This window comes from Maribacter sp. 6B07, assembly GCF_002700155.1.
Lineage (GTDB): Bacteria > Bacteroidota > Bacteroidia > Flavobacteriales > Flavobacteriaceae > Maribacter > Maribacter dokdonensis.
Window position 1 is genome coordinate 151398 of the sequence record NZ_PDUT01000001.1, and the last position, 13415, is coordinate 164812.

Sequence of the window (13415 nt, forward strand, 5' to 3'; positions counted from 1 at the left end):
GGTAATAAATGAAGTTAATAAAGAGAATTTTCATTGTTATAGCCCTTATCGTGGCACTTGTTTATTTGGTAATCATACCTTACATACACCAAGAGGCTAAAAAGTTTAGCCCCGCTAAAACCGCACAACTAGAATTAAAAGGCAGTTCTTTAGAGGTTCAATATTCCAGCCCGTCTAAAAAAGGACGAATTATTTTTGGAGACCTAGTAGCGTTTGGTAAAGTTTGGCGAACCGGGGCAAATGAACCTACCACCTTTTCTACTAGCCAAAACATTAAAATAATTGATAAAATATTACCTGCGGGTAAATATTCATTATGGACGGTACCTAACCGGAATAGTTGGAAAGTTATATTCAATACTCAAATACCAGATTGGGGAGTAACCCGGGTAGATGGTAACCAAACCACACATGACCCACGATTTGATTATTTAACGGTTGAAGTCCCGGTAAAAACATTAGAAAATCCCGTAGAGAATTTCTCCATTGATTTTGAGCATTTGAAAGAAGGGATACAGCAGCAAGATTATTTGGACTTAGCCTGGGATACTACCAAAATCATGATTCCCATTTACAAATAGTACATTTACGTTACAATTACACTATAGAAGCCGTTGCCATGAATTTAGCCAACCTTACGACATCTGAAATTCTTGAAGGTATCTATGCAAATAATGTTGCCATAGTTAGTAAGGCTATTACTATTGTAGAAAGCACAAAGCCTCAGCATCGTTTAATTGCCAATGCGATAATTAGCGGGTGTATATCAAAAAAACAAGATTCCATAAGAATTGGTATTACCGGTGTACCTGGCGCCGGTAAAAGCACATTTATTGAGCAATTTGGAGATCTGATTACCTCCACGGGTAAAAAAGTTGCCGTATTGACCATAGACCCGTCAAGCAAAAGAACCAAAGGAAGCATTCTTGGAGATAAAACACGTATGCAAGAATTGGTTAAAAATCCCAATGCGTATATAAGACCATCTGCATCTGGTTCATCATTAGGCGGTGTCACAAGAAAGACCAGGGAAAGTATCGTAATACTTGAAGCCGCTGGATACGACTGTATTTTAATAGAAACCATTGGGGTAGGACAAAGCGAAACGGCAGTTCATGACATGGTAGATTTCTTTTTATTATTAAAAATAGCTGGTGCGGGTGATGAACTACAGGGTATAAAAAGAGGAATTATTGAAATGGCCGATGCCATAGTAATTACAAAAGCCGACGGAAACAACATACAACGTGCAAAAATGGCAAAAATGGAATTTACAAGGGCGCTACATATGTTTCCACCCAAAGAAAATGGCTGGTCTCCAGAAGTATTGACCTGTTCTGCCATTGAATTTAAAGGCTTACATGAAATTTGGGAATTAATAGTTACCTATTGTAATACCATGAAAGCTTCTGGTCACTTTCTAAACAACCGTAAGAGACAAAATGAAAATTGGCTCATTCAGTATTTGGAACAAGAATTATTATCAGAGTTTTATCGTCACCCAAAGACTATGGAATTACTGCCGCAATTAAAAAATGAAGTCATTAACGGAAATTCATCACCCTTCTTAGCTGCAGAAAAGCTCTTAAAGGCTTTAAAACCCCATTAAATTCCCTAAAGCGTTACTGGTGTTACAGTAGACCTTCTTTAGTTTAAAAAACATAACTTTGCATTGATTTCAAAAACAACCCAATGCAGCCTGTTACCACTTCTCTACTTTCGGTAGTTGTTCCTTTATATAATGAGGAAGATAATGTTACTCTTTTAACCCAAAAAATTCACGAAAGTTTGGTAGGTTATGACTATCAAATCATTTACGTTGATGATTTTTCAAAAGACAAAACCAAGAAAGTAGTAAAAGATTTAAAAGATGACAAGGTGCATCTTATAGAACTAAAGAAAAATTACGGACAAAGTTTGGCGTTGGCAGCAGGCATAGATTATGCCGAAGGAGAATATATCATTACTATGGATGGTGATTTGCAAAATGACCCTTCTGATATTCCCCAAATGCTAACCTATGCCGTAAGTGGCGAGTATGATGTTGTTACCGGTATTCGTCAAAAGAGAAAAGACTCTCTAGTTAAGAAGATACCCTCTAAAATTGCCAATTTCTTGGTTCGGCGTGTTACCAAACTAGATATCAAGGACAATGGTTGTGCCTTGAAGGTTTTTACAAGAGATATTGCCAAAGATTTAAATCTTTATGGAGAAATGCACAGGTTTATAACCCTATTGGCATTTCTTGAAGGAGGACAGATAAAGCAAGTACCCGTAAAACACCATGCACGTAATGCAGGGGTTTCTAAATATGGGTTGGAACGTGTATTTAAAGTAGTTGCAGATATGATGCTGTTACTATTTATTCGCAAATACTTTCAACGTCCAATTCACCTATTCGGTATTTCTGGTTCATTAATGATTATTATTGGTGTTTTTATTAATATATATCTATTGATCGTTAAGTTCGGCTTGGGCGAAGATATCGGTACAAGACCTTTATTGACAGTAGGTATGATGTTCATTTTTGCAGGTATTCAATTGTTTACAATAGGTATTGTTATGGAATTATTGATCAGAACCTATTATGAATCTCAGAACAAAAGACCGTACCGCATTAAAAAAGTAAGCGTAGGTGGCCAAGTTAAATAAGAAAGCAACTACCGTATTAAAAGTACTGATCAGTACCGTTTTAATCTATTTTATTTTCACTAAAATCAATGTAAGTGAAATAAAGAGTATTCTGTTCACCAGTAATTTAATGTACTTATTACTGGGCTTATTATTCTTTGTCATCTCTAAGCTTGTAGCCGCAGTAAGATTAAATCTTTACTTCCATCGCTTGCAAATTGTGCTCACCCATAAGAGCAACTTTAAGCTGTATCTATTGGGTATGTTCTATAACCTATTTTTACCCGGTGGTATAGGTGGTGATGCATACAAAGGGTATATCCTCAAAAAAACATTTGAAGTTAAGACCAAAAGAATCGTAAGCGTACTTGTACTAGATCGTCTTGGAGGCTTACTACTGTTATTTATCTATGCATGTTTGCTGCTTGGTTTTCTGGATAACAAACTATTAACAGGTTATCATTGGATATTCTTTACTGCCATACCATTTTCTGTTGTTATTTTTTGGCTTCTAAATAAAAAATTCTTCAATTATGTACTACCAATATTTTGGAAATCAACAGTATTATCAGCGCTGGTACAACTTGCACAATTAATAAGTATTTGGTGTATTCTTTTAGCTCTTCATATTGATACCGATCAAATATCATATCTCATTATTTTCTTGATTTCGTCTATAGTAGCGGTAGTACCATTAACCTTAGGTGGTATTGGCAGTAGAGAAGTGACCTTTTTTTACGGAGCTAAGTTCTTAGAGCTTGATCAAAATGTATCTGTAAGTGTTAGTGTGCTTTTCTTTTTAATTACCGCCTTGGTATCTTTAACTGGAGTATGGTATCACTTCAAAAAAATTAAATTGCAGGTAATAGAAACACCTAAACAACAAACAAAAGAGTTTTAGTAAATATGTAACAAGTGCATTTTACGTGTCACCTTTTTACGCGTATTAGGGTTTAAGAATTTACCTTGCAAACGAGTAATTCTAAACTGATCTACAGAAAGTTGCGAATCCCAATCAAAACCTTGTTCCTGTAAGTTGGCCATTTCCTCATCATTTACGTAGACCCATATGTCTTTTTTGTTCTTCAACATTTCTGGAGACGTAATTTGAACAGGATAACGATTGTAAAAATCTAATGACCACGTATAATCCTTACCTACCTTAAAAATTCGATCTACAGGAATATCCTTTTCCGCTATAATTTTAGACATTGATGAACCTGCTTGATAGTCTAATAAATTAGGATAAAAATGCAAGTTTAAAACGGCATTCAGCAATAACGAAGCGCATACTGAAATGGTAACCAGTTTCATAAAAACACCTTCTCTTTTAAGGGCATAGTACACAATAATAATTACCGCAACCAATAAAAAGAAATAAGCCACCATACTACGTAACTTAAACACATAGAAGCAAATTAAAGCCGAAGCAATAAAGACAATACTTAAAACAAAATATTGCCCGATCATTAAATACTTTACAGTCTTTGTATTACTAACAGTATATAGTTTATTAATGTATGCCGCGGTAATTACGGCGAATAACGGGATTGTAATATTTAAATAATGAGGAAGTTTAAACTGGGCAAAACTGATGATTATGAATATTAAGGTTATACCACCTATGGTTAAAAATTCCGACCCATTTGCATACTTAAATTTTTGACCGATGAATGTTCTTATTTTACTATAAAAGGCAACAATACCCAAAATAGTCCATGGTAGAAACACCCATAAAAATGTGTGAAAAAAGAAAAAGTAATCACTGCTATTCTTACCAATGCCTTCACCGCTTAACCGTTCAAAACTCTGTTCCCAAAAAATAAAGAATATGCCACTTCGGTTAGCCTTACCACGAATAACTTTTTCCGGATGCATATCGAACTGAAGATAGTAAGCATACAACATTGGAGTTATCGTCACTGCAAAAACCAATAGCGCCACCAATACCTTATAGCTTATAAAAGCCTTCCATTTTCCTGTGTAAAACAAATGACATAAGATGGGCAGACCAATAACCAATAACGCTATTTGACCTTTGGTAGAGAAGGCAATACCGGCTGCAAACGCTCCAATAATAATAGCCCTTACGCTACCTCTCTCTATATATGTGGCTAGTTGCCATATAGCTAGAATACTAAAGCCCGTTAAAACTGCATCGGTACGCACGTCAATTGCCCCAAGTACGATCGTCTGTGCAGTCATAAATATCAAAGCAGAAAGTTTACCTACATTTTTATTGTATAGTAAACTCCCTAAACCATAACAACTATAGGCTGCCAATAAGGTGGCCAATATTCCAGGAATTCTGTAAGACCACTCATGTATACCAAAGATCTTATAGGAAAGAGCTGCCAACCAGTAATGCATGTGCGGTTTATCCAAATACTCTTCCGGTCCTTTAAAGAGGCTAAAAAAATCACTTTCCTGTACCATTCTCATGGCCATTACAGAAAATTGGGCGGAATCATTTTCAAATAACGTTACAAACATACCTGCAACGTATACCAAAAAAACTAAAACAATTAAAAACCAGTACCTTAGATTAGATATCATAGGGAGAATTTGCGAAGTGCAAATATAAATAACTTTACAAACAACCAGCCGAACAAAGAGCCTATAAAAGCCCCTGTCAAAATATCCAAAGGAAAATGAACGCCAATGTATACACGGCTATACGCGACCAAAGCAGCCCACAACACCAAAAACACACCCAAATACCTTACACTTGATTTAAGAATACTACCAAAAAATACTGCTAGAGCAAAAGAGTTAGAGGCATGAGCCGAAAAATACCCGAATTTGCCACCACAATAACTCTTTACCAGTCTCATATAAGGAGCTATCTCCGGATCATGGCAAGGTCTTAGCCTTGCCACCCCATACTTAAAGAAGTTACCCAATTGATCAGTAACCGTAATTAAAAGGGCCACAGTAAACAAAAGCACCAACGTCTTCTTGGCCCCATATTTCTGAAAGGAAAGAATGAGTAAAAAAAGGTATAGTGGTATAGCACTGAATTTGTTGGAAACAAACTGAAAAAAATTGTCCCAATTCTTAGTACCTAGTCCGTTGAGGTATAAAAAGAAATCTTGATCTAACTGTAAAAGCTCTTCAAGCATAATAGTTAATCTTCGTACCTTGAAACTTCGCGATCGTAAAAAGCAGTTGCTGCCTCAATTAAATTTTCAGCTTCGTCTTCCAACTCTTTTTCATCTTCCTTGGAGAATTCTTCAAGCCATTCCACCTCATCATTTTCAAGATTGATTATAAATCGAGGAAACTCGGTATGCACAACAAAAATTGCCGTTGGATAATCAGTATTATCGCCCAATAAAAATTTTGGAAATTCCATAAAAATCTGGTCTATAAGTTGAATATAAACTGCTACAGATTAAAAATACGTTCTTAAGCAGCAATTAGTTTTTTAGTTAAATAATTAAATCGAAGATACAACATAATAGCTGATGCCGTAAGCCCTGTGAGCAATCCTACCCAAATTCCCGTACTTCTTAAATCAGTATGAAGACATAGATAATAACTCACCGGAAAGCCAATAATCCAATAAGATATAAATGTAATCAATGTAGGGACCTTTACATCTTGCAAACCACGTAAAGCTCCTAAAACTACCACTTGTACCCCATCTGAAATTTGAAAGAAAGCGGCTACCAATAACAACTCTGCGGCAATGATCAACACTTCTGTATTATCAGCAAAATTGGTCATATCATCAATATCTAAATATAATGATGGAAACCAGTGTCTACCTATCAAGAACAATGCGGCAAATACAATTTCCAGCAAAAATGTCAATAAGAAAATAGACTGGGCAATACGTCGTAATTCTTTAAAATTAGCCAAACCCTTTTGATTACCAACCCTAATCATTGCAGTTACCCCAAGCCCCATTCCAAACATAAAGGTCATGCTGCTTAAATTAAGTGCAATTTGGTTTGCCGCTTGGGCATTTTTACCCAAAACCCCACTTAACCAAATAGCAGAGGTAAATATACCTACCTCAAAAAACATTTGTAAGGCAGATGGAAAACCTAATTCTACAATTTTTTGCATTACCGTCTTCTCCAAATTGGCAAAATTGAATTTAGTGACGTAATACTTGAACTTTTCTTTTGTTTTTAGGATGAACCATAAGTAGAGAACCATAAAGAATCTTGATACCAAAGTGCCTACGGCAGCACCAACAATTCCCATTTCTGGAAATCCAAAATTGCCAAAAATCAATAGGTAGTTCAAAACTATATTTATGACATTGGCAATAATAGTAGCATACATTGGGTATTTAGTTTGAGAAAGCCCCTCTGAAAACTGCTTAAATGCTTGGAAAACAATAAGGGGTACCAAAGAAAATGCTACTAAATCTAAATAGGGCAATGCCAACTCAACCACTTCCAATGGTTGTTTCATGGCATACATAATTGGTTTTGACAATAGAATTAAACCAAACAATGACAACCCCAAAACAGTACATAAAACAAGACCATGTTTTAGGGCGCTTTTGGCATTTTCTTTATTACCTGCTCCATCTGCTTCAGCTACTAAAGGTGTAATTGCGGTTGAAAAACCAATACCTAATGACATGGCAATAAAAACAAAACTATTACCCAAAGATACCGCAGCCAATTCCGCTGTGCCCAATTGACCAACCATAATATTGTCTGCCAACTGTACAAAGGTGTGACCCAACATTCCTAAAATTACCGGAACAGAAAGCTTAATGTTATATCGAAATTCCTTCGTGTAGTTCTTTAACAAAACTGAATCTAATTTTTAACAAAGGTACCGCTAATTGAACAATATTTTTTTGCTTTCAGCCAGTTAAAATCATTGAATTTTACAGCACTAGTTGCTCTAATTCATCAGCATACAAGATGGTAGATAACAAATAAATTTTACAATAAATTAAAATTAAATTAACCATTCAAAAGTTAGAACAAAATATTATAAAACACTCAAAATCATTAATTTAAATTAAAAAATTGAATGAAAACCCTACTAGGGAAATAAGTTAAAATTTGACCAATTAGCTATTCAACCAACACAAAAGATACTATTATGCATTAGCGATTCGTTATATACACCTAACACACCAATTACCATTAATTATGTCCCAAGACCCATTAATTTGGATTATAGACGATGACGATATATCTAAGTATGTAATGAAACGTTATTTAAAACAATTATCCGCAAGTAGAATTGTTGACTTTCCAGATTCTTTACAGCCCTTAAAATTTATACAGGATAACGTCAATGCCATTGAAGATTTACCCGATGTAATTTTTCTTGACCTTCACATGCCTATTTTAAACGGTTTCGATTTTATTAGGGACTTTCAACAAGTAGCGTCCAAAATAAATAAGAAAATTAAAATTGTCATGTTAACCTCATCTATAAACGCAGAAGATGTAGAAATAGCAAAGAGCTTTCCTGAAATCTCAAATTATTTCATAAAACCTATAAAACATAGAGATCTAGAGAAAATCATGGACGTTGAACTTAATAACTAAAAATTACTCATAGGTCTTAGCTTTATTCCAATAGATATCCATTTCCTCTAAGGTCATATCTTTCATATCCTTGCCTATTTCCTTTGCGCTATTTTCTAAATATTGAAAACGCTTAATAAATTTCTTATTGGTTCTTTCCAGCGCATTTTCTGGATTAACCCCCAAAAATCTAGCGTAATTGATCATTGAAAAAAGTACGTCACCAAATTCAGCTTCGATCTTTTCAATTTCACCTTTTTGCACCTCTTCTTGAAGTTCGCCTAATTCTTCCTGTACCTTTTCAAAAACTTGTTGTGGTTCTTCCCAATCAAACCCTACTCCCGCTACCTTGTCTTGTATTCTATTTGCTTTCACTAGAGCCGGCAAACTCCTTGGAACCCCTTCCAATACACTTTTCTTACCTTCTTTTAACTTGATCTGCTCCCAATTTCTTTTAACGTCATCTTCATTTAACACCTTAACGTCTCCGTAAATGTGTGGGTGTCTATTCACCAATTTATCGCAAATGGCATTAGCTACATCAGCTATATCAAAATCATTGGTTTCAGACCCAATTTTTGAATAGAATATAATATGCAACAGTACATCTCCCAATTCCATTTTCACCTCATTAAGGTCATTATCTAAAATGGCATCACCCAACTCGTAGGTTTCCTCTATGGTCAAATGTCTAAGGGATTGCATGGTCTGCTTTTTATCCCAAGGGCATTGCTCCCGTAATTCGTCCATGATAGTCAATAATCGATCAAGTGCCTGTAATTGTTCCTTTCTATTGTTCATGAATGCGGTTTTCACAAAAGTAAGCAACCATAGATTCTCTCGCTAAAAATCCTGTTTTGTTTTCGTACATTTAAAATCATAAGTAGTTATCATGATTTGCACTACTCATGCAACCATTACCTCTGAAATTACAATTGTTAAAACAACAACTAACAACAATAGATTATCACACCTATGAAAACACGCAGAAATTTTCTTAAACGGGCAGGTCTGTTCAGTGCCGCTACCCTTTTAACGCCTCAGCTTAATTTAGCATTTCCTAAAAATTCAATATACGGCGTACAGCTTTATTCATTTAGAGAAGCCATGTTGAAAAATCCTAAAAAAGCCTTGGAAACAATTGCAAGCTTAGGTTTTAAGGAAATTGAAAGTGCAGGATCAAATAAAGGCTATTACTATGGCTTATCACCTGTGGAAATGGGAGAAACCTGTAAAGCATTGGGAATGACACTTACCAGTGGCCATGTACATTTAGATGATAAATTTGAACGGACTATAGCAGATGCAGTAGCATCTGGACAGGAATATTTGATTTGTTCGTCGTTACCTTCTAAAGGACAAACTGTAAATAATTACAAAAGGGTTGCTGAAAAGTTTAATATCGCTGGTGAAGCATGTAAAAGGCAAGGTTTAAAATTTGGCTATCATAATCATGAATATGAATTTGAATCTGAAAAAGGAGAGATTCTTTATGATGTTCTTATGGATAACACCCAAAAGGATCTAGTGCACATGGAACTTGATTTGGGTTGGGTGGTTGTTGCCGGTAAAGACCCCTTACATTATTTTAAAAAATACCCGGGCAGGTTTCCGTTATGGCATTTGAAGGATATGAATATGCATGAAAAAGTAAGTACTGAATTTGGTAAAGGAGTGCTTGACATACCTTTAATGCTTGAGTTAAAAGAACTATCTGGTGTTGAACATATTTACATTGAACAAGAAGAATATAGTAGCACACCTATAGAAAGCATGCAGTATAATATGAATTATTTAAAGAATCTATAAGCTTAACACATGAAAACCAAGTATACCATAATCAGTTCTCTTGCCTTAGGCATTCTTGTATTCTCTTGTAAAGCCCAACATTCATCTATAATAGCAGACGATGCGTTGCTCGTTAAAGTAGATAGTACATACAGTTTTACGGAGGGTCCGGCCTCAGATAAAGATGGCAATGTTTATTTTACCGATCAACCAAATGATAAAATAATTAAGTGGCATGCAAATGACAATTCGGTAAGTATATTCAAAGAACCTTCGGGCAGGGCCAACGGTCTATATTTTGACCATGACGGAAATTTATTGGCTGCTGCAGACGAAAATAATGAACTATGGAGAATTGACAGTAACGGAAATGTTGATACCCTATTAACTTCTTTTGAAGATAAAAAACTTAATGGTCCTAATGATATTTGGGTAGATTTAAAAGGTGGTATCTATTTTACCGACCCCTATTACCAAAGAGAATACTGGACAAGAACTAAGGCAGAAATTTCAGAAAAGAATGTGTATTACATATCTCCAGATGGAAAAGAGGTATCTATTATAGCTTCTGGTTTTGTTCAGCCCAATGGTATCATAGGTACTCCAGATGGTAAAACACTTTACGTTGCTGATATTGGGGATAAAAAAACATATGCTTACACCATACAACCTAATGGAACCCTAACAGGTAAAAAACTTTTCACCAATATGGGTTCAGATGGCATGACCATTGACAATAAAGGCAATATATACCTTACAGGTGATGGTGTTACTGTTTTTAACAAGAAAGGCGAACAAATACATCATATTCCTTTAAACGAAAACTGGACGGCCAATATCACTTTTGGAGGTAAGGACCAAAACATACTATTCATTACGGCAATGGGTGCTATTTACACTCTAAAAATGAATGTGAAAGGTGTTAGATACTAGATGAATGCGGCTATTGAAACCTATAAACTGTAATAACTCTAAAAGGAGAGATTACATTTGATTATTTGCCCATAACCTAATTAAATAAATCAAACACATTGATCAGCAATTAAAGGTCTCATGTAAAAAACGCATTTACAATGATCTTATATTATCATATATTCAATAAAAGGATTTAAAATTTATAATTCCTCGATTTTAATTATCTTAAACGACTTAAAATCCAACCAAACTATGATAACATATATTTTTGAATTTATTGGAACCGCATTACTCATTTTAATAGGAAATGGTATTGTTGCCAATTTAGTTTTAAAAGGTACCAAAGGAAGCGATTCTGGCTGGACAGGAATATCCCTAGCTTGGGGTATAGCCGTTTTTATTGGTGTTTTTGTTTCCGCAGATACCAGCGGTGCCCATTTAAACCCAGCTGTTACCATTGGTTTGGCCGTAGCCGGTAAATTTTCATGGTCATTGGCACCTGGCTATATCCTTGCTCAAATTTTTGGGGCAATGATGGGAAATTTTTTGGTATGGCTCAATTATAAAAAACAATATGAAGCAACGGAAGATACAAGTGCTATTTTAGCCACCTTTTCTACATCGCCCGCCATTAGAAGTCCGTTTTGGAATATGGTTACAGAAATCATAGGAGCATTCGCCTTAGTTTTCGGTGTATTTTATATTGCCGGTGGAACTGTAGGCGATAGTCCGGTTTCTTTAGGTTCATTAGATGCCCTACCAGTAGCCTTATTAGTAATGGGTATAGGTTTTGGATTAGGAGGCCCTACGGGATATGCTATAAATCCTGCCCGTGATTTTGGACCAAGATTATTACATTCCATTTTGCCCATTAAAAATAAAGGAAAAAGTGATTGGAGCTATGCATGGGTACCTATTGTAGGTCCTATAATTGGCGGAGTACTAGCCGCATTACTATTCATGCTTATTGAAACATTGCAATAAAAAATATATTATGAAGAAAATTATTTTAGTTACCTGTATTTTTATCTCCATGAATGTACTTGCACAAAAGATGGTAGATCTGCCCTTTGAAAAAAATGCCGATGTAACCTGGTCAACGGCAGAAAGAGAATACTATTCTGATATTTGGGAAAACGAAGTTGTCACCAATGTTGCCGTACCACGATTAGAGGTATTTGAAGCTGACCAACCAAACGGCACCAGTGTCATTGTTGCACCAGGTGGCGGACTTTACGGTTTAAGTATCGAAAGCGAAGGTAGACAAGTTGCAAAGTGGTTGAATAAAAAAGGTATCACTGCTTTTGTTTTAAAATATAGGTTAGTACCTACCGGTATTGATGGTATAAAGGAGATTACCGATGAAGGAGCAACCAACCCGGCTAAAATAGGTGAAAGGGTAACGCCCGTTTTACCTTTATCTATTGCGGATGGGCTTTCTGCCATTACATATGTAAGAACCAATGCAAGTAATATGAAATTGGACCCCAATAAAATTGGCTTTATGGGTTTTTCCGCTGGCGGGGCCGTTACCATGGGAGTTACATTTAATGCAACGGAAAACAACAGACCAAACTTCATAGTACCAGTTTATCCTTGGATGACAGTTTTAGGGGAATATAGTGTACCGCAAGATGCGCCGCCTATGTTGGTGATTTGTGCATCTGATGACCCTTTAGGTTTGGCAAAACCCAGTGCAGATTTATATTCCGCATGGTTAACAAATGGCAAAAATACCGCTATGCACATGTATTCTAAAGGCGGACATGGATTTGGGATGAAAACCCAAAATTTAGCATCGGATAATTGGATATCACAGGTTTACCAATGGGCACTAACCGAAAAATTCACAGAAACCATTAATAAATAAAAAAGTATGTCTCAACAACAACTCAACCTTAAAACCATAAAAAAAATAAGAACACTTACTGTTCTTATTTTTTTTGTTTCCTTAACCAGTTTTGGGCAAGTAGAAAATGTATTCACAAAAGAGGTAAAGGACATCACCGCCAAGTATGACAGTATTTGGGATTCCAGTAAAGAGACCATTTTATTCACAGGTAGTTCAAGCGTACGCCTATGGAGAAAATTACAAGAGGAGTTTCCCGATCATCAAATCATCAATAGTGGTTTTGGAGGATCACAAGCATCTGACCTTTTATACTTTATAGATGAACTGATATTATCTTACAACCCTAAAAAGGTATTTATATATGAGGGTGATAATGATTTGTGGGCTAAAAAAAGACCTGCTGATGTTCTTGATACTACCGCAGATATCATCCGTCGAATAAAAGCAAAAAACGCCTCAACACAAGTTATATTAATATCGGCAAAACCAAGTATTAGCCGTTGGAAAATTCGAGGAAAATATAAAAGGTTAAATAGAAAAATGGAACGTTTTACCCAAGACGATCCAAATTTGTTCTATGTAGATGTATGGAAACCTATGTTGAACAAGCGAAAACTAAAAACCGATATTTTTATTGAAGACGGTTTACATATGAACCAAAAAGGTTATGATATTTGGTATGCAGCCATGAAAGATTTAGTAAACCAACCTTAATTATT

General features: G+C 35.5%; 15 protein-coding genes. 10 read left to right on the top strand and 5 right to left on the bottom strand.

Going from position 1 to position 13415, the window contains the following annotated elements; genetic code table 11:
• The first annotated feature begins 8 nt into the window (after window positions 1-8).
• From CSC80_RS00625 to CSC80_RS00640, 4 genes are all read left to right on the top strand, one after another.
• A complete protein-coding gene (locus CSC80_RS00625; RefSeq protein WP_099189054.1) occupies window positions 9-581 on the top strand; it encodes a DUF2911 domain-containing protein in 573 nt (190 codons plus the stop codon).
• 38 nt (window positions 582-619) lie between these two features.
• Window positions 620-1609, top strand: a complete 990-nt coding sequence (gene meaB / locus CSC80_RS00630; protein ID WP_099189056.1) for a methylmalonyl Co-A mutase-associated GTPase MeaB — start codon at window positions 620-622, stop codon at window positions 1607-1609.
• Window positions 1610-1692: 83 nt separating this feature from the next.
• Complete coding sequence (locus tag CSC80_RS00635) at window positions 1693-2652, top strand: glycosyltransferase family 2 protein (RefSeq protein ID WP_071341625.1); 960 nt, start codon at window positions 1693-1695, stop codon at window positions 2650-2652.
• Complete coding sequence (locus CSC80_RS00640) at window positions 2636-3532, top strand: lysylphosphatidylglycerol synthase transmembrane domain-containing protein (RefSeq protein ID WP_099189058.1); 897 nt, start codon at window positions 2636-2638, stop codon at window positions 3530-3532. The genes CSC80_RS00635 and CSC80_RS00640 overlap by 17 nt, the downstream gene beginning before the upstream one ends.
• On the opposite strand, the gene CSC80_RS00645 is transcribed toward CSC80_RS00640, so the two are convergent.
• From CSC80_RS00645 to CSC80_RS00660, 4 genes are read right to left on the bottom strand one after another with little or no spacing between them, the layout of a single operon-like run.
• The gene (locus CSC80_RS00645) at window positions 3529-5187 is read right to left on the bottom strand and encodes a glycosyltransferase family 39 protein (protein WP_099189060.1); all 1659 of its coding nucleotides are present in this window, start codon (window positions 5185-5187) and stop codon (window positions 3529-3531) included. The genes CSC80_RS00640 and CSC80_RS00645 overlap by 4 nt on opposite strands.
• Window positions 5184-5753 (bottom strand): phosphatase PAP2 family protein, encoded by a 570-nt coding sequence (locus CSC80_RS00650; RefSeq protein ID WP_099189062.1) that lies wholly within the window; start codon window positions 5751-5753, stop codon window positions 5184-5186. Before CSC80_RS00650 ends, CSC80_RS00645 begins: the two co-directional genes overlap by 4 nt.
• Window positions 5754-5758: 5 nt before the next feature.
• Window positions 5759-5986 carry a hypothetical protein gene (locus tag CSC80_RS00655; protein WP_071341621.1) on the bottom strand — a complete coding sequence of 76 codons (228 nt, stop codon included), beginning with the start codon at window positions 5984-5986 and terminating at the stop codon, window positions 5759-5761.
• 53 nt (window positions 5987-6039) lie between these two features.
• Complete coding sequence (locus tag CSC80_RS00660) at window positions 6040-7407, bottom strand: MATE family efflux transporter (RefSeq protein ID WP_074672777.1); 1368 nt, start codon at window positions 7405-7407, stop codon at window positions 6040-6042.
• Window positions 7408-7757: 350 nt separating this feature from the next.
• Between CSC80_RS00660 and CSC80_RS00665 the strand changes: the two genes are divergently transcribed.
• Entirely contained in the window at window positions 7758-8162 is a 405-nt protein-coding gene (locus CSC80_RS00665; RefSeq protein WP_083414260.1) for a response regulator, read from the top strand.
• Window positions 8163-8165: 3 nt separating this feature from the next.
• Here CSC80_RS00665 and mazG read toward each other — a convergent pair whose 3' ends face one another.
• Window positions 8166-8942 carry a nucleoside triphosphate pyrophosphohydrolase gene (mazG, locus tag CSC80_RS00670; protein WP_099189065.1) on the bottom strand — a complete coding sequence of 259 codons (777 nt, stop codon included), beginning with the start codon at window positions 8940-8942 and terminating at the stop codon, window positions 8166-8168.
• Between the two features lie 174 nt (window positions 8943-9116).
• Between mazG and CSC80_RS00675 the strand changes: the two genes are divergently transcribed.
• The 5 genes from CSC80_RS00675 (at window position 9117) to CSC80_RS00695 (ending at window position 13410) form a co-directional block, all read left to right on the top strand.
• Window positions 9117-9950, top strand: a complete 834-nt coding sequence (locus CSC80_RS00675; protein ID WP_099189067.1) for a sugar phosphate isomerase/epimerase — start codon at window positions 9117-9119, stop codon at window positions 9948-9950.
• A 9-nt stretch (window positions 9951-9959) separates the two neighbouring features.
• Window positions 9960-10862, top strand: a complete 903-nt coding sequence (locus CSC80_RS00680; RefSeq protein ID WP_099189069.1) for an SMP-30/gluconolactonase/LRE family protein — start codon at window positions 9960-9962, stop codon at window positions 10860-10862.
• 204 nt (window positions 10863-11066) lie between these two features.
• Entirely contained in the window at window positions 11067-11828 is a 762-nt protein-coding gene (locus CSC80_RS00685; RefSeq protein WP_262497230.1) for an MIP/aquaporin family protein, read from the top strand.
• A gap of 10 nt (window positions 11829-11838) precedes the next feature.
• Entirely contained in the window at window positions 11839-12714 is an 876-nt protein-coding gene (locus CSC80_RS00690; RefSeq protein WP_074672766.1) for an alpha/beta hydrolase, read from the top strand.
• Window positions 12715-12720: 6 nt separating this feature from the next.
• Window positions 12721-13410 carry a GDSL-type esterase/lipase family protein gene (locus CSC80_RS00695; protein WP_099189073.1) on the top strand — a complete coding sequence of 230 codons (690 nt, stop codon included), beginning with the start codon at window positions 12721-12723 and terminating at the stop codon, window positions 13408-13410.
• Window positions 13411-13415: the final 5 nt, after the last annotated feature.